This window comes from Planococcus circulans (assembly GCF_020023385.1).
GTDB lineage: Bacteria > Bacillota > Bacilli > Bacillales_A > Planococcaceae > Planococcus.
In genome coordinates, this window is sequence record NZ_JAIQCL010000001.1 from 303432 (window position 1) to 321409 (window position 17978).

At 47.1% G+C, this 17978-nt stretch carries 18 protein-coding genes; 1 reads left to right on the top strand and 17 read right to left on the bottom strand.

From position 1 onward, the window contains the following. Positions 1–25: 25 nt before the first annotated feature. From K8U60_RS01565 to K8U60_RS01645, 17 genes are all read right to left on the bottom strand, one after another. Positions 26–259 (bottom strand): KH domain-containing protein, encoded by a 234-nt coding sequence (locus tag K8U60_RS01565; protein WP_142826576.1) that lies wholly within the window; start codon positions 257–259, stop codon positions 26–28. 13 nt (positions 260–272) lie between these two features. Continuing rightward, on the bottom strand, positions 273–545 hold the full coding sequence (rpsP, locus tag K8U60_RS01570; RefSeq protein ID WP_191714046.1) for a 30S ribosomal protein S16: 273 nt from the start codon (positions 543–545) through the stop codon (positions 273–275). 93 nt (positions 546–638) lie between these two features. Further along, the gene (gene ffh / locus K8U60_RS01575) at positions 639–1997 is read right to left on the bottom strand and encodes a signal recognition particle protein (protein ID WP_223633277.1); all 1359 of its coding nucleotides are present in this window, start codon (positions 1995–1997) and stop codon (positions 639–641) included. A 12-nt stretch (positions 1998–2009) separates the two neighbouring features. Next, complete coding sequence (locus K8U60_RS01580; RefSeq protein WP_006828274.1) at positions 2010–2333, bottom strand: putative DNA-binding protein; 324 nt, start codon at positions 2331–2333, stop codon at positions 2010–2012. A 67-nt stretch (positions 2334–2400) separates the two neighbouring features. Next, on the bottom strand, positions 2401–3417 hold the full coding sequence (gene ftsY / locus K8U60_RS01585) for a signal recognition particle-docking protein FtsY (protein ID WP_223633280.1): 1017 nt from the start codon (positions 3415–3417) through the stop codon (positions 2401–2403). Between the two features lie 15 nt (positions 3418–3432). Further along, positions 3433–6981, bottom strand: a complete 3549-nt coding sequence (smc, locus tag K8U60_RS01590) for a chromosome segregation protein SMC (RefSeq protein WP_223633283.1) — start codon at positions 6979–6981, stop codon at positions 3433–3435. Between the two features lie 2 nt (positions 6982–6983). Beyond that, positions 6984–7739, bottom strand: a complete 756-nt coding sequence (gene rnc, locus K8U60_RS01595) for a ribonuclease III (RefSeq protein ID WP_298828523.1) — start codon at positions 7737–7739, stop codon at positions 6984–6986. 296 nt (positions 7740–8035) lie between these two features. Next, complete coding sequence (locus tag K8U60_RS01600) at positions 8036–8272, bottom strand: acyl carrier protein (protein ID WP_223633286.1); 237 nt, start codon at positions 8270–8272, stop codon at positions 8036–8038. A 40-nt stretch (positions 8273–8312) separates the two neighbouring features. Next, entirely contained in the window at positions 8313–9059 is a 747-nt protein-coding gene (fabG, locus tag K8U60_RS01605) for a 3-oxoacyl-[acyl-carrier-protein] reductase (RefSeq protein ID WP_223633287.1), read from the bottom strand. Then, entirely contained in the window at positions 9056–9994 is a 939-nt protein-coding gene (gene fabD / locus K8U60_RS01610; RefSeq protein ID WP_223633290.1) for an ACP S-malonyltransferase, read from the bottom strand. Before fabD ends, fabG begins: the two co-directional genes overlap by 4 nt. Beyond that, positions 9984–10982 (bottom strand): phosphate acyltransferase PlsX, encoded by a 999-nt coding sequence (gene plsX, locus K8U60_RS01615; RefSeq protein ID WP_223633292.1) that lies wholly within the window; start codon positions 10980–10982, stop codon positions 9984–9986. The genes fabD and plsX overlap by 11 nt, the downstream gene beginning before the upstream one ends. After that, positions 10979–11563: a transcription factor FapR gene (fapR, locus tag K8U60_RS01620; protein WP_223633293.1), complete on the bottom strand. Its 585-nt coding sequence runs from the start codon at positions 11561–11563 to the stop codon at positions 10979–10981. Before fapR ends, plsX begins: the two co-directional genes overlap by 4 nt. 90 nt (positions 11564–11653) lie before the next feature. After that, complete coding sequence (gene recG / locus K8U60_RS01625) at positions 11654–13696, bottom strand: ATP-dependent DNA helicase RecG (RefSeq protein WP_223633295.1); 2043 nt, start codon at positions 13694–13696, stop codon at positions 11654–11656. After that, on the bottom strand, positions 13686–14585 hold the full coding sequence (gene sdaAA / locus K8U60_RS01630) for an L-serine ammonia-lyase, iron-sulfur-dependent, subunit alpha (protein ID WP_223633297.1): 900 nt from the start codon (positions 14583–14585) through the stop codon (positions 13686–13688). The genes recG and sdaAA overlap by 11 nt, the downstream gene beginning before the upstream one ends. Before the next feature lie 17 nt (positions 14586–14602). Then, on the bottom strand, positions 14603–15265 hold the full coding sequence (gene sdaAB / locus K8U60_RS01635; protein WP_223633299.1) for an L-serine ammonia-lyase, iron-sulfur-dependent subunit beta: 663 nt from the start codon (positions 15263–15265) through the stop codon (positions 14603–14605). A 134-nt stretch (positions 15266–15399) separates the two neighbouring features. After that, positions 15400–17052: a DAK2 domain-containing protein gene (locus tag K8U60_RS01640; protein WP_223633301.1), complete on the bottom strand. Its 1653-nt coding sequence runs from the start codon at positions 17050–17052 to the stop codon at positions 15400–15402. An 18-nt stretch (positions 17053–17070) separates the two neighbouring features. Continuing rightward, positions 17071–17433 (bottom strand): Asp23/Gls24 family envelope stress response protein, encoded by a 363-nt coding sequence (locus K8U60_RS01645; RefSeq protein ID WP_223633303.1) that lies wholly within the window; start codon positions 17431–17433, stop codon positions 17071–17073. A 220-nt stretch (positions 17434–17653) separates the two neighbouring features. Here K8U60_RS01645 and rpmB point away from each other — a divergent pair, with 220 nt between their 5' ends. Further along, positions 17654–17842 carry a 50S ribosomal protein L28 gene (gene rpmB / locus K8U60_RS01650; RefSeq protein WP_049693306.1) on the top strand — a complete coding sequence of 63 codons (189 nt, stop codon included), beginning with the start codon at positions 17654–17656 and terminating at the stop codon, positions 17840–17842. Positions 17843–17978: the final 136 nt, after the last annotated feature.

Here is a 17978-nt window from a genome sequence, read left to right on the forward strand (position 1 = left end):
AGGAACCTGGGCTCCTTCTTTTTCCTTAATCCACAATATCGAGGTAAGTTTTCTTCTTATGATAACCACCTGCTGCTGAGTACACAATTGAACGGACAGCTTTCGCCACACGTCCCTGCTTTCCGATGACTTTCCCTGTATCCTCAGGATGCACAGAAAGCTTGTAGACAATTCGGCTTGCGTTTTCGTCGGTTTCGACACGAACTTCTTCCGGATAATCAACTAACGGTTTCACAATGGTCTCAATCAGCTGCTTCATAAGAAAATCTCCCTTACTTGCTTAATTTTTCGTTATGGAATTTCTCCATAATGCCTTTTTGAGAAAACAAGTTGCGTACAGTATCAGATGGTTTTGCACCATCATGAAGCCATTTCAACACTAGTTCTTCGTCGATCTTAACTTCAGCTGGAACTGTCAGCGGGTTGTAAGTACCTACTGTCTGGATTTGACGGCCGTCACGTGGAGCACGTGAGTCAGCTACTACAATACGGTAAAAAGGAGATTTCTTAGCTCCCATACGTTTCAAGCGAATTTTTACTGCCATTTCTTAAAGCACCTCCGAATAGTTTCACACAAGATATTATATTAGCAAGCTTTAAATAGTTTGTAAAGTATTTTTTCTTAACACCTTAAAATTTTACTTGAAAAGTGAGTCCAGGCCTGACATTCCCATTTTCTTTTTGCCTTTTTTCGTGTTCATGCCAGACATTTGTTTCATCATTTTCTTCATATCCTCGAACTGTTTCAAGAGTCGGTTGACATCTTGAATCGATGTTCCTGAACCTTTGGCAATCCGTTTTTTGCGGTTTGCATTGATGATTTCGGGTGTCGTTTTCTCTTTTTTCGTCATCGAGTAGATAATGGCTTCCACACGATCCATCTGGCCTTCATCCACTTTAGCGTTTTCGAGCCCCTTGATTTTATTGGCGCCAGGGAGCATTTTCAAAATTTCATCCAATGGCCCCATTTGTTTGACCTGCGACATCTGTTCCAGGAAATCATCAAAAGTAAACGTGGAAGTTCTGAACTTCTCTTCCAACTCTTTCGCTTTTTCTTCATCGACGCTCGACTGCGCTTTTTCAATCAGCGACAGCATATCCCCCATGCCAAGGATGCGTGAAGCCATGCGTTCCGGATGGAAAGCTTCAAGCGCGTCCATTTTTTCGCCCATCCCGACAAATTTAATCGGTTTTTGGGTGACAGAGCGGATTGACAGCGCCGCACCGCCTCGAGTATCACCATCCAGTTTCGTCAGAACGACACCCGAAATTCCGATGGCTTCATCAAAGCTCTGTGCCACATTGACAGCATCCTGTCCGGTCATGGAATCAACTACCAGGAAAATCTCATCCGGCTCTTTAAGGGCACGGATATCCTTCAATTCCTGCATCAATGCCTCATCAACATGCAGACGGCCTGCAGTATCGATGATGACCGTATCCAAATGCTCTGTTTTTGCGTGTTCAATCGCCTGACGGGCAATTTCCACAGGAGACAGTTCTGTCCCTTTGGAGAAAACCGGCAAGGACAGTTGTTTGCCGATCGTCTCAAGCTGCTGGATTGCTGCCGGACGATAGACATCGGCCGCCACCAATAACGGCTTGCGATTGTGTTTTCTGCGCAGCAGGTTGGCAAGTTTCCCTGTAGTGGTCGTTTTACCGGCCCCCTGCAGACCGACCATCATGATGACAGTCGGCTGTTTTGAGGAAAACTCGATTTTCCGCTCTTCGCCGCCCATCAATTCGGTCAGTTCATCTTTTACGATTTTAACGACCTGCTGGCCTGGCGTCAGGCTATCCATGACGTCCTGGCCAATTGCCCGTTCACTGACTTTCTTGACGAATTCCTTAACGACTTTCAAGTTGACATCCGCTTCGATTAAGGCAAAACGAACTTCACGCATCATTTCCTTAACGTCTGCTTCGTTGACTTTTCCTTTACCTTTGATCTTTGTCATGGTGCCTTGCAGGCGTTCGGATAATCCTTCAAATGCCATTCTTTCCGCCTCCTAGTCCCATTCCTTCAGTTCGCCCAGAAATTGCTGGACGCGCTCTTCTGTGAATGGCTGTTTTTCAAATGACGAAACCAATTGCTGCCGTTTTTGAAATTTCTCAAACAACTGCAATTTGCGCTCATATTCTTCCAGCATCGCTTCCGTCCGCCGAATATTGTCATAGACGGCCTGACGGGTGATGTTGTATTCTTCAGCAATTTCACCCAGTGAATGGTCATCTAAATAATACAGCATCATATAGCTCCGCTGTTTAGGTGTCAGTAGCTCCTGATAGAAATCAAACAAATAATTCATGCGGGTTGTTTTTTCCAGTCCCATCATTGACGCTCACCCCATTCATACTACTGCTTAGAATACTGAAAATCCGAATAGCTGTCAAGTAATTTTACTTGTCTGCTTCAGCATCTTCCAGTTGCTGCTCTTTATCCAATCCTTCAGCAAATAAACCATAGACATATTTTTGTGCATCGAACGGCTGGAGGTCATCCAGCTTTTCGCCAAGCCCGACATATTTCACCGGAATCTTCAACTTATTGCGGATGGCCAGTACGATGCCGCCTTTTGCCGTTCCGTCCAGTTTCGTCAGGACGATGCCTGTAACGTCTGTCACTTCCTTGAACATCTGTGCCTGAATCATCGCATTTTGGCCGGTCGTGGCATCAAGAGCCAACAGGACCTCGTGAGGCGCTCCTGGTATTTCACGTGAAATGACACGGTGCACTTTCTGCAGTTCATTCATCAGGTTGACTTTGTTCTGCAGACGCCCTGCTGTATCGCAGATCAGCACATCCACTCCACGGGATTTGGCCGAACGGACAGCGTCATACATGACTGCCGCAGGGTCTGACCCTTCGCTTTGCTTGATGACATCGACGCCTACACGCTGGCCCCAGACATCCAATTGCTCAATGGCTCCGGCCCGGAATGTATCACCAGCAGCAAGCATGACGGTTTTGCCTTCACTCTTGAATCGATGAGCCATTTTACCGATAGTCGTCGTTTTGCCGACACCGTTGACACCGACCATCAAAATCACTGTCAGTCCATCAACAAAATTGATTTCATTGGTTTCCGCTTCGCCAGCCTCATAAATATCCACCAGTTTTTCAGAAATGACGGATTGGACATTGGACGTGTCCCGTACATTTTTTCGTTGCACTTCAAAACGCAATTCATCCATCAATTCGATGACCGTTTCGAAACCGACATCTGCCTGCAACAGGATCTCTTCCAATTCCTCGAAAAAGTCTTCATCGACTTTGCGGTATTTTGCTACCAGATCATTGATCTTCGATGTAAAGCCGGTACGGGTTTTGGCTAACCCTTCTTTGTATTTTTCAGTTGATTCTTCAGCCTCGGTGTTTCCGGCAAATTTATCTTTTAATTTTTTAAAGAAACTCACGTGACCACTCCTCTTTTAAATTTTCTCTTCAAGTTTAACAGACACCAATTTCGAAATCCCGGATTCCTGCATCGTAATGCCGTACAGGACGTCTGCCCCTTCCATCGTTCCTTTGCGGTGTGTAATGACGATGAATTGCGTATCTTCACTGAATTTCTTCAGGTATTGACTGTAACGCACGACATTTGATTCATCAAGCGCTGCCTCTACTTCATCGAGCACACAGAACGGCACAGGACGCACATTCAAAATCGCAAACAACAGGGCGATGGCAGTCAATGCGCGCTCTCCGCCTGACAGCAAACTTAAGTTCTGCAGCTTCTTGCCAGGCGGCTGGGCGATGATTTCAACACCTGTCAACAGCATATCCTTGGGATCGGTCAATACCAGGTCGGCAGAGCCCCCACCGAACAGCTCTTTAAAGACACGTTGGAATTGTATCCGGATAGCATGGAAGGTATCGTCGAAGCGACTGGTCATTTCCCCGTCCATCTCCCGGATCAAAGTACGCAAAGTGTCTTTTGCTTCGTTCAGATCATTGCGCTGCTCGGTCAAAAAGGCATGGCGATCGGAGACATGGTCGAATTCCTCGATGGCTCCGATATGGACAGGTCCCAACTCTTCTATGGACTGCTTCAACAGCTTCACTTTTCTGCGGACAGCTGCCTCTTCGTCCATCATCTCAAACTGCTTCGCCTGTTCGAGCGTCAACTGGTAATTGGTTTCGAGCTGGAGAATGAAACTGTGGATCTGGACGTCCAGTCGGGTCGATTTCACTTCACAGATCCGGATCGCTTCTACATATCCTTTGTAGATGCGCTGTTGTTCTTTCAGATCCTCTTCCAAACCGTTCAAACTATCCTGCTGCTCTGCCCGCTGTTCTTTCGTTTGGTTGATGGTTTGCTGGATCTGCATTTTTTTGGCAGACCAGGATTCGATTTCCTGAAGGATTTCTTCGTCAGAATAGACTTTCGCCGCTTCTTCCGATTGAATCCACTGCAGCTCTTTTTGATGCTCCTGCAGCTTACGGCTGCTTTTTTCCAGGCGTTCAAAAAGTTCAGCTTCACTGTTGGTCAACTGCAGGACGCGTTCTTTCGTCACGGCATGGAGCGATTTCTGCTCAGCTAATTTCTCCAGAACCTGATCGCGTGCCGATTCGTTCTGCTGCTTGAATAAAGTCAATTCGTCGATTTTCACCGTTATGGCGTTCAGTTCCCCGACAATATTTTCAAGCCGCACAGAAGCCGTTTCCTTGCGTTTGGTTATCTCTGTCAAATCATATTCTTTGTTTTTCTGTTCGGCTTCAAAAAGTTGGAAACGCTCGGAAGTGGTCTTTAGCACCGCTTCGATTTCACGCAGAATAATGGCATTTTCCGCTTCCATGTCCCGGTATTTTTCGCCTTCGGTCCGAAGAATCTGAATGGACTCTTCCACCGCTTTAACGTCGGCTTGTTCTTTCTGGATTGTTTTCTCCGCATTCAGGATCGTCTCTTTCAACTCTTCAGCCTGTACCAGCAATTGATCAAGCTCAGCTTTTCGTGAAAAGAATGAAGCTTGGGTTTTATTGGCACCCCCGGTCATTGATCCACCCGCGTTGACGATATCGCCTTCGAGTGTGACGACGCGGAACCGGTTGCCAGTCGCCTTGGCGATGGCCGTTGCGCCTTTCAAGTCTTCAGCGATAATGACATTGCCCAAGAGATTTTCAATGATCATTCCGTATTGCGGATCGTACTCGACCAGTTCAAATGCCATATTGATGTAGGAAGGGTGCTGACTCACAGTGGCCAATGTATGCTCCGGAATCTTTCTGGCCTTCATGACAGTCATCGGCAGGAAAGTCGAGCGGCCGGCTCTTTTTTTACGCAGGAAATCAATCGCTTCCCGGGCATGCTGTTCATTTTCGGTGATGATGTGCTGGCTCGAAGCGCCTAAAGCCGTTTCAATCGCTTTGGCGTAATTTTTTTCCACCTTGGCAATTTCAGCGACGGCTCCTCTTATTCCTGTTAAATGACCTTTTTCCCGTGCAACCAATACTTCACGGACACCCTGGAAAAAACCGGAAAAATCAGCCTCCAGTTCCTGCAGCGTTTCAATCCGTGCGCCTAATTGCTTTTGTGACTGATATGCCTGGAACAGCATGGATTGCTTCTGGTCAAACGCCTGCTTCTGCACTTGGTAAGAAGCTTCATTGTCTTTATACTGTTGGCGCTTGTCTTCTAGCAGTGTCCGGATTTCCTGGACATTCGTTTCCGCTTGGGCTTTTTCTTTCTTCAGCTTTGATAATTCAGCTGTAAAGTCTGTCCGCTGCGATGCAATGCGTCCTGTTGATTCAGACAATTGCTGTGCCTGCAAACCGATATTTTTCAATTCATTTTTGACGGTGGCCTGTTCATTCATCAAGTCGATGTAAACCGACTTGCAATTTTCGATTTCATTGTCGATATCCGCCGGAGTCCGGTTCAGCTGTTCTTCAAGCACCTTGATAGCTGTCCGAACCGTTTGCTGCTCTGCTTTACGCTCTTCCAGCAAAGCCAGCTGTTCGCTGTGTTTTTTCTTGAGGAAATCGTTCTCCAGTTTTTCTGTAGCAAGATTATCCTGCAGCTGCTGTGCCTGGCGATAGGCATTGTTTTTTTTCTCCGACATCAGCAACTTACGGCCCTGCCATTTCTCTGTCTCTGCACTGGCTTCAACAAGGGAATTTTGAGCCTGATCGATTTTACTGTCCAAATTCGACAGAGACTGGCGTGTTTTGGTGACTGTCCGTTCTTTTGTATTGATTTCCGCTGATAATTGCTGCTCTTTTCCTGAATGGCCTGCAGCGTCACGCGTCAACTGCTCCAGCTCCTGCTCCAGATTGCCCGCATCATAAGCCAATAAGGCGATATCGGTATCTTTCAGCTGCTCGTTCATATCCAGAAAATCCCTTGCCGTGGAAGCTTGAATCTGCAGCGGCTCCATACGGCCATCCAATTCATGCAGGATATCAAGCACGCGGTTAAGGTTTTCATCCGTTTCATTTAATTTCACTTCAGCTTTTTTCTTGCGCTGCTTATATTTCAGAACACCTGCCGCTTCTTCGAAAATCGATCGGCGCTCCTCGGCTTTTGAATTCAGGATTTCATCCACGCGTCCCTGCGAAATGATGGAAAAGGCTTCTTTGCCAAGCCCGGAATCCATGAACAGATCCGTAATGTCCTTCAGCCGGCAATTTTGCTTATTCAGCAGATAGGCACTTTCTCCACTGCGAAAAACCCTTCTCGTTACGCTGACTTCGCTGTAATCGAGAGGGACGCGGCCATCTGTATTGTCTAAAATTAACGTAACTTCCGCAAAGTTCAACGGTTTGCGGGAATCGCTGCCGGCAAAAATAACATCTTCCATTTTAGCGCCGCGCAGTGACTTTGCTGATTGTTCTCCGAGCACCCAACGGATGGCATCGGTGACATTGCTCTTGCCGCTGCCATTTGGTCCGACGACGGCTGTGACTCCGGGCACAAAATCAATGCCGATTCGATCAGCAAATGATTTGAACCCCATGACTTCCAATCTTTTCAAAAACATTGTTACTCCTCCGCCGCTTCCTGCAATTTACGGATCGCCAGCTGCGCTGCCTGCTGTTCCGCCTCTTTTTTCGACCGGCCATTGCCGACTCCGAGTTCCTGCTCTGCAAGAGAAACACGCGTCACAAATACACGGCTATGGGCAGGTCCGATTTCATCAATGATTTCATAATTCAATACTCCTGTATTTTTCTGCTGAACCAATTCCTGCAATTGGCTCTTATAATCCATCACATGCGAAAAAGCACCGATTTCCACTTTTGGGAACAAAACCATTTCCAAAAATGCGACAACAGGTTCCAATCCTTGGTCTAGGTAAAGTGCGCCGATATACGACTCAAAAACATCAGCCAGCAACGCTGGACGTGTTCTGCCGCCAGTCAACTCTTCCCCTTTGCCCAGAAGGATGTATTTGCCGAAACCAAGTTCGTTGGCAAATAAAACCAGTGAAGGTTCACACACGATCGCTGCACGCAGCTTCGTCAATTCCCCTTCGCTCATGTCTGGATATTTCATATACAGGTAATGCGAAACGGATAATTCCAATACCGCATCCCCCAGAAATTCCAAACGCTCATTGTCGGTGAATTGTTTTCTTCGATGCTCATTCACATAAGATGAATGCGTGAAAGCTTGATACAACAATGCAGGCTTGTTGAATGAAACATTCAACTCTTTTTGCAATTGTTCAAATGCCGCTTTGGCGCTTTCTTTTATGACGCCGGGTTTCTGGTGATTTGCTTTTTTATTCATTGCCATTTTTTATCTGCCTTCCTTTGTGTACTTCCGTCAATTTTACCTTTTTTTCAGCTATTGTGCAAAAAGAGAATTGACGCACAACTGCTTAGTATAACAGCAATTGTGCGTCAATGGTTGTTTAAGTATTTGCGTGCGGCAGAAGGATCTATTGATCGTTTCTGCTTTTTTTGGTGTCCAGCTTCAGCGATCAGACCCTCGGGGTCATAAGTCACGTCGACTATGCGGCAAAAACACGCCGCTTCGTCGACGCGCCTTATGCCTGTCGGGTCTTAACGATCGCTTCGGCTTTTCTTTGCTTATGCTTGCTTCTTCTCGATATACGTTACTGCGTCGCCTACTGTAGCCATGTTCTCAGCGTCTTCGTCAGAAATTTCCATATCGAATTCATCTTCAAGTTCCATAACCAATTCCACTACGTCCAATGAATCTGCACCTAGGTCACCGGTAAATGAAGCTTCAAGTTTCACTTCGCTCTCTTCTACACCTAGACGATCCACGATTACTTTAGTTACTCTCTCTAATACTGTTGACAATGTCGTCACCTCCCCTCAAATCAGTATACAAAAAACTTTCTTACATGACCATGCCGCCATCCAGATGGAGTGTTTGGCCGGTCATATAGGACGCATCGTCAGAAGCCAGGAAGAGCGCTGCTTTTGCAACATCTTCAGGAGCTCCGAAACGACCCAATGGAATTTGACCCAGCATAGCTTTTTGGACTTCTTCAGTCAACTGGTCCGTCATATCCGTTGTAATGAATCCAGGCGCTACAGCATTTGCCGTAATGCCCCGAGTCGCCAATTCGCGTGCTGTGGTCTTGGTCAAACCGATGACCCCGGCTTTAGACGCGACGTAGTTTGCCTGCCCTGCATTGCCCATGACGCCTACGATGGATGCGATGTTGATGATCCGTCCTGCGCGTTGTTTCATCATTTGGCGCGTTACTGCTTTTGTACAGACAAAAACGCCTTTTAAGTTGGTATTGATGACATCGTCCCATTCATCGTCTTTCATCCGCATCATGAGATTATCACGGGTGATTCCGGCGTTATTCACCAAAATATCTACTGATCCGAAAGCCTTCATTGTTTCATCGACCATCGCTTTGACCGATTCCGAGTCCGAGACATTGGCTTTGACCGCAATCGCTTCTCCGCCATTTGCTTGAATTTCGGCAACAACTGCCTCTGCTTTTTCCTGGCTGCCGCTGTAATTGACGACCACTTTGGCGCCGTCAGCTGCAAATTTACGGGCGATTTCCGCTCCGATTCCGCGTGATGCTCCTGTAATGATGGCTGTTTTCCCTGCCAGTTTACTCATTTCGCCAACTCCTCTACCGCTTTTTCGAATGACTCCAAATCATAGACCGGCAAAGTTTTCACTGAGCGATCAATTTTTTTCACCAGGCCGCTCAATACTTTCCCCGGACCGATTTCAATGAATACCGTGACACCAAGATCGATCATTTCACGGACAGACTGTTCCCACAGTACCGGTGAATACAATTGTCGAACAAGAAGATCCTGGATTTGAGTGGCGTTGGTTTCCGCTTTTGCGGTGACATTCGAGACCACCGGCACTTTCGCATCCAACAGAAACGAATTACTTAATTCTTTCGCTAAATCCTGAGACGCTGAACGCATCAATTCAGAATGGAATGGTCCGCTGACATCAAGTGGAATTGCCCGTTTAGCACCGCGCTCTTTGGCAACCAGACAGGCTTGCTCCACGCCGGCTTTTGTTCCGGAAATGACGATTTGCCCCGGACAGTTTAGATTGGCCAACTGAACGACACCCGTCGTGTTCGTCACTTCGTTCGTCACTTTCTCCAGCTCATCACTTTCCATTCCCAAAATGGCTGCCATCGTTCCTTCTCCAGCCGGAAAAGCGGTATTCATGAACAAACCGCGTTTATGTACAATATTGACCGCCATCGGAAATTCCATCACATTTGAAGTCACTAATGCGCTGTACTCACCAAGGCTGTGTCCAGCTGTATAATCGGGTCTGATGCCCGCGCGGATCAGCCGTTCCGTAATCATTGAACTGACGGTCAACAAAGCCGGTTGGGCATGATATGTCAGTGTCAATTCTTCCTGTGGCCCTTCAAGCATCAGCTTGGACAATTTAAGATCAAGCGCCTGATCTGCACTTTCGAAAAAATTGCGGCTCGTATCATCCGCCAAAAAGCTTTCGCCCATTCCGACTGTCTGCGATCCTTGTCCGGGATATATAAATGCAATTTTAGTCTTCATGTAATGTCTCCTTTTTCAACGTACTGTAGATTGTGCCCGTTACATCGAACTCCACCATTGTGCGTGTTTGGCGTATGGCATTATATAAGGCCGTAGCATTTGACGAACCATGTGCTTTAATAACAGGCGCCTTCAAGCCGAATAGTCCTGCGCCGCCATATTCGCTGTAATCCAGCATGCCTTTGAGGCCTTTCATATCATCTTTGACCAAAAAAGCTGCCACTTTGGTTTTGGCCGAGCTCATAAAGACGCCTTTGATCATTGCGAAGACATTCATTGCCGTGCCCTCAATCGTCTTCAACACCATATTTCCGGTAAAGCCGTCAGTGACCACCACATCAGCCACACCGTTGAGCAAATCACGCGATTCCACGTTGCCGATAAAATTAACCGGCGCTTCTTTCAATAAAGGAAAAGCAGCTTTCGTCAAATCATTGCCTTTTTTCTCTTCTGTTCCGATATTCAGTAAACCGACTGTCGGATTTTGTATGCCGCGGACTTTCTCAGCATAGATGCTTCCCATGACGGCATATTGCACGAGATGTTCCGGCCGTGCTTCTGCATTGGCGCCCATATCCAGCATGACGAATCCTGTTCCGTCGATGGTCGGCAATGTTGGAGCAAGTGCCGGCCGGTCCACGCCTTCAATGCGGCCTACGATGAACAGACCTGCTGACATAAGCGCTCCTGTGTTGCCTGCAGAAACACAGGCATCTGCTTGGCCATCTTTTACCGACTGTGCCATACGAACCATGGAAGCGTCTTTTTTCCGTTTCACTGAACGGACAGGATCATCTTCTGATTCAATCACTTCTTCACAATGGACGATTGTCAGGCGTTCATGTTCCTTCAGGAATTCCTGCATCTTCTCCTGATGGCCAAAAAGTTGGATTTCGATATCTGAAAACTCATCCAACGCTTTATAGACCCCTGCGATAATTTCTTTTGGGGCGTTGTCTCCACCCATTGCATCTACAGCAATTTTCATTTTTCGTCACCTTCACTTTGCTCAGTCATTCGATACATTTCAAATGTGCCGATAAAAACCGTCTGTTGTTCGACAGAAGATACCACTTTCACAAACGCCCTGTTTTTTTCAGGCTGGCTCTCGATCACTTCCGCTTTTGCAACAACACGCTGTCCTGCTGTTACCGGACGCAGAAACTGCAGCTCCGATTTCACGGTAAGTGCTAGCTCCTCATTCATCACCGCTACTGCCAAAGAATTGGCTTGTGCAAATAAATGATGGCCTCTGGCAATCTGATTGCGCTGAAAAACATGCTCCGGTTTTACATCGAAAATTGAAATCGCTTTGTTATCCAGTTCAATATCGATAATCTCTCCGATCACTTCATCGATCGGCAAAGATTTTACTTCATTTTCAAATGTCTTCACGGCTACGTGTTTGATGCGTTCCCGCAATTCCGGAATGGCAAGCTCCATCCGATCTAAGCGGATCGTCTGAACACTGACATCAAATTCCACTGACAGTTCTTCATCCGTCACAAATGGATTATCTTTTATAGAGTCTTTCAACGCCTGTTGCCGTTGTTTTTTAGGTCTTCTCACTATGTCACCGCCCGCTATTAGCACTTGGTACTAACATCAGTATATAAATAACAAAAAAAGAATGCAAGGAAAATCATGGTCCCTGCATCCTTAATCCAATCTGCCACCGGACAATACACCTGATTGCTCTATTTGCTGCCGCAGACAACGCATGTCTTCAGCATGCCAGAATTCTTCGCTGCCGATCAATTTTTCAGCGTCTTTCCTGGCTGTTTCAAGCGCCCGGTAATCATGGACCAAATCAGCCATTTTAAATTCCGGGATCCCACTTTGCTTACGGCCGAAAAAGTCACCCGGGCCTCTCAGCTGCAGATCTTTCTCCGCCAGCACGAAACCGTCATTGGTTTCGGTCATGGTGGTCATCCGCTCTTTTCCAATTTCTGTTTTCGGATCCGCCAGCAGGACACAATAGGACTGTTCGCTGCCCCGTCCGACACGCCCCCGCAACTGATGCAACTGGGACAAGCCAAAACGCTCAGCATCATAGATCAGCATAAACGAAGCATTCGGCACGTTGACGCCGACCTCTACAACCGTCGTTGACACCAATACATCGATTTTGCCTTCTGTGAACTCACGCATCGTCTGTTCTTTTTCATCTGAATGCAGGCGGCCATGCATCAAACCGACACTAAACCGATCCTTGAAATACATCGCCAGCTGCTGGTATAGGTCCACGGCGTTCTGATAATCGAGTTTATCCGATTCTTCAATCAGCGGACAAATGACGTAAGCTTGCCGTCCAGCCGACAACTCTTTTTCCATCCGGCCGACAATTTTGCCGAACATGTCTTTTTTCATCCAGTAGGTTTCAATTTCTTTTCGGCCAACCGGCATCTCGTCGATGACCGACACGTCCATTTCTCCGAAAGCAGAAATCGCCAAGGTCCGTGGAATCGGTGTCGCCGTCATAAACAGCACGTCGGGATTATAGCCCTTGTCTTTCAGCACACGCCGCTGATCCACCCCAAAACGATGCTGCTCGTCCGTAATGACGAGCCCCAGTTTATGGAACTGCACTTCGGGCTGGATCAACGCATGGGTGCCGATCAACAGATCAATTTCTCCAGCAGCCAACTGCTGGAGGATCAATTGTCGCTTTTTGCCTTTGACCGAACCGGTCAACAGCGCGATATTCAAGGAAAACGGCCGGAACCACTGCTCCAATGTATTGGCATGCTGTTCAGCCAGTATTTCAGTCGGCGCCATTAAGGCGCCCTGAAGTCCCGCGGTATGGGCTGCATATAACGCAATTGCCGCAACCACCGTTTTACCGGAACCCACATCCCCTTGCAGCAAACGGTTCATGCGGAACGGCTCTTTCATGTCTTTACAGATTTCATTGACCACCCGTTTTTGCGCCGCCGTCAAATCGAAAGGCAGATCTTCAATGAAAGCCTTCAAGCGATCCAGGTCATAGTCGATGAAAGAGCCGCCTTCTTCCTCACGGTTCTTTTTGCGCAGCGCCTGCATCTTCAACTGAAACACCAACAATTCTTCGTAGACAAAACGCCGGCGTGCTTGTTTGACCGCTTCGCCGTCTGGTGGAAAGTGAACCCATTCCAAGGCATCTTGAATCGGAGCCAGTTGATAGGCTTCAACAAAACTGTTCGGCAGGCAGTCTTCCATATCTTCTTTCGCCAGATCAAGTGCCTGCCGCATCAGTTTGCGGAAGGTTTTTTGATGGATGCTGCCTTTCAGGCTGTAGACGGGTTCAAAATCCGCTCCATCGGTCCGCGGACCGATGGAATGGCTCGATACGGTAATCACCTGACGGCCGCGGTCCCATTTTCCGGTTAAGGTGATGATTTCACCCAAATGCAATTTGGCTTTTACATAGGGCTGGTTGAAGAAGATCGCTTTGATCAGATGGCGGCCTACCAATACGCGAACTTGAGTTCGGGATTTTTTCTTGCCTAAAAAAAGGACGGAAGGCTCGCTTTCAACCCTTCCCTCCACGGTAACGCGTTCATTATGAGGCGTGTCCGCCAAATCTTTCAGTTGAAAGTCTTCATGGCGATACGGAAATGTCATGATCAAGTCATGGATGGTTTCGATTTTCATTTCCTGCAAGGTTTCTGCGGCTTGCTTGCCTACCCCTTTTAATGTGGCGACAGAATCTCTACTGCCCACTTCCGACAACTGCTCCCCCGAAAATTTTGGACTCGAGCCATTTTCCGGTAGGAGTTGCGGCAAGTCCGCCTTTTGCGGTTTCCCTTAACGCACTCGGCATGGATTGGCCGATTTCAAACATCGCACCGATGACTTCATCACACGGGATGCGGCTGGTGACACCGGCTAACGCCATATCCGCAGCCACTACTGCATTGGCTGCTCCCATCGCATTGCGCTTCACACATGGCACTTCCACTAATCCCGCCACTGGATCGCAGACCAGGCCAAGCATATTTTTCATCGTAATTGCAAATGCTTCCGAACTTTGCTGCGGTGTGCCGCCGGCCATCTCAATAATAGCTGCTGACGCCATTCCTGCAGCAGAACCCACTTCTGCCTGGCAACCGCCGGCAGCTCCTGAAATCGATGCGTTATTTGCCACAACGAATCCGAAAGCTCCTGCCGTGAATAGATAACGGATCATTTGCTCTCTTGTCGGGTTCAATTTATTCTGTACAGCAAATAATGTGCCTGGCACAACTCCCGCAGATCCTGCTGTCGGTGTCGCACAGATGGTGCCCATTGCTGCGTTGACTTCATTGGTCGCCACCGCTTTGCTGACTGCGTCAATCAACAGATCTCCGGACAGTGTATTGCCTTTTTCACGATAAGCCTGCAACAGCACGGCATCGCCGCCTGTCAGACCGGAAACTGAATGTACACCTTTCAGCCCTTTTTCCACAGCCTCTTCCATGACCGTCAAATTCCGGTCCATCTGAATCATGATATCTTCACGCGAACGGTCCGTCATGAGCATTTCCTGCTCTATCATGATTTCTGAAATCAGCTTCTGCTCTTTTTCAGCCCGTTCAACCAATTCTCTAACATTACGGAATAAAGCTTCCATTGTTATAACCCTCCAATTTAATCGGCGATTCTTGTCACCTGCGTGATATTCGGAAGTTCCGTCAATTCATCCATCACTTCTTTATCCACGTTTTGGTCCACTTCGATGACCATCAGCGCCATATGCCCTTTTTCTTTACGGGACACTTCCATATGCCCGATATTGATGTCATATTTGTATAGGCAGTTCGCGACATTCGCGATGCAGCCTGAACGGTCTTCATGAACAACAAGAATGGCCGGGTGATTACCCGATAAACGAAGCGGGAAACCATTCAACTCTGTAATTTCGATTTTTCCGCCGCCAATTGAAATGCCCATCATCGACATCTCGGATTCTTGGTCCCCAATGACGATGCGCGCTGTGTTCGGATGGTCGACATGTCCCGTTTCAGGAATGAATTCATAGGACATACCTGCTTTTTGCGCTTCCTCAAACGAGGTTTTGATGCGCTCATCAAAGGTATCGTAATCTAATAAGCCTCCAATGATGGCGACATCCGTGCTATGCCCTTTATAAGTCTCCGCGAATGAACCATAAAGATGTACTCTTGCCCATTCCGGCTGTCTACCAAATAAATCCCTCGCTACTCTTCCGATGCGGGCTGCTCCCGCAGTATGCGAAGAAGATGGTCCGATCATGACTGGACCGATTATATCAAAAACAGATTTGAACTTCATGGCTCAAACCCCTCACTTTCGGTTACGTATACCAATAGTTTACATGATTTCGGCATATTAAACAAAAATAAAAAAGCGCATACATTCGTATGCGCCTCAACTTTAATTTCAGACTATTCATTTGAGCATAAAAACTATTCTACAGCGAGTATAAACGGATACAAAGGCTGCTTGCCGTTATGGATTTCGACTTCAACTTCGCTGTTGAGCGATTCGATGAATTCACCCAGTTTTTCAGCATCCGCCTCTGTAACGTCTTCTCCAAACAGGATCGTCACGATTTCGGCTTCACTGTCCACCAGTTTTTTAGCCAGTTCTTCTGTTACCCGTTCCAGGCTGCGGTCAGAGACTACGATCTTGCCTTCGGAAATGCCCATGAAGTCATCTTTTTTGATGCCGACTCCGTCGATTGATGTATCACGGACCGCAAATGTCACTGAACCTGACTTCACGTGTTTTGAAGCACTCGCCATGGCAGCTTGATTGTCCTCCACGGATGCGCCAGGATTAAAGGCCAGCAATGCTGACATGCCTTGGGGCACATCTTTTGTCGGCACAACAGCCGCTTCGATATCCAAAAGTTCAGCCGCCTGTTCTGCAGCCATGATGATGTTTTTATTGTTCGGCAAGATCAGTACACGTTCCGCACCAATCGACTTGACCGCATTGACGATATCTTCCGTCGAAGGGTTCATGGTCTGTCCGCCTTCGATGACATACGATGCGCCGATGCTGCGAAGCAATTCAGCGATTCCTTCGCCCATTGCAACCGTCACGACGGCATAAGGGTGAACGGCTTCTTGTTTTGGCGCATTTTTTTGGAAGTCTTCGCCGACAATATCGATATGCTGCTGGCGCATATTTTCTATTTTCATGCTGATCAAGCTTCCGTAGTCCTGGCCATATGTAAGCACTTTTCCTGGTTCTTCCGAATGGATATGGATCTTCGCAATCTCGTCATCCGCGATGACCAGCAACGAATCCCCATACTCACTCAAATCAGAACGGAATAAAGCTTCGTTAAACTCTTTTTTGCCATCTTCGAACTTCACCATAAACTCCGTGCAATAACCGAATTCAATATCGGCCGTATCCATAAAACTGGCGATGTTCTTGTGGTGTTCTGCGCTGACCAGATCCGTCATTGAATTATGTGCGTGTTTCTCTGGAAGCTCTTCACCTTTCAATGAAGCCAGAAAGCCTTCATAAACATAGACAAGGCCTTGCCCACCACTGTCGACGACGCCCACTTCTTTTAGGACAGGCAAGAGGTCTGGCGTCCGCTCCAAAGAAGCTTTTGCTTCTGTAACGACAGCTTCAAACCAAACGATGATATCCTCTTCCGTTTTTGACGCTTCCATGCCTTTGGCAGCCGCATCTTTTGCGACTGTCAAAATTGTACCTTCAACCGGCTTCATGACTGCTTTATAAGCTGTTTCGACACCATGCTGAAGAGCTTCTGCAAACTTAAGCGCTGTCAATTCCGGCTCTGACGCGATGTATTTGCCGAAGCCTCTAAATAGCTGTGAAAGAATAACGCCCGAATTTCCGCGTGCTCCCATCAACAGCCCTTTGGAAAGAGCGCTTGCTGTCTTGCCGATATGCTCTTCTGCTTGAGCGGTTGTTTCTTTCGCTCCAGAAGTCATTGATAAATTCATATTTGTTCCCGTATCACCATCAGGGACCGGAAAAACATTTAGTGCATCTACATAATCCGCATTTTGAAAAAGATGATGGGATCCCATCTGTACCATTTCCGCGAACTTCACTCCGTTTAATGACTTCATAACCGTTTCTTCCTCCTCCTACGGGTTCGTTACACGAACTCCCTGGACAAAAATGTTTACTGCTTTAACTGACATACCCAATGTTTTGTTAATCGTATATTTTACTTTGGACTGGACTTGATAAGCCACTTCGGAAATTTTCGTGCCATAGCTGATGATGACATACATGTCTACCACCAAATCTTCGCCTTCTTGGCGCACAAGAACTCCTTTAGCGAAGTTTTCTTTGCGAAGGATATCCGTCAGGCCGTCGCGTATTTGATGTTTCGTCGCCATGCCTACAATCCCGTAGCATTCAATTGCGGCACCGCCTGCTATTTGAGCAATTACATCATTGGAAATATCGATTTGACCATATTCGTTCTTTAATTCAATCGACATTGAAATTCCTCCTTGAGTCCTATTTCACTCTTTTCATTCTACCTTAAACCTTTATAGAAGAAAAGCCGCCGTTTGAGGGTGTAAAGGTTTTTTTCTTTAAACACCCCCAAATATAGTTGCAAACCCAATATGTCTGTGGTAAATTATTAAAGTATGTGAAACGAAAAACGAACTGGAATTCTATTATAATTTTCAGCTTCACTTGTGAGGAGGGACTTACATGCCTAAAGTATGTGCAATTAGTGGACGTAAAGCTCGTGCGGGAAATGCCCGTTCGCACGCAATGAATTCGACAAAACGTACATGGGGAGCAAACCTTCAAAAAGTTCGCATCCTTGTAGACGGCAAGCCGAAACGTGTATGGGTTTCTGCAAGAGCAATGAAATCAGGAAAAGTTGAGCGCGTTTAATCGCTCATCGATAATGCCGGTGCTGATCTAATCAGCCCGGCATTTTTTCGTTGCCTAAAGAAGAACATGCACATGTTGATTCAACTAAAATAGAAACAGGCAACGAAAAGAATTATCTTCTCGTTGCCTGTTTCTA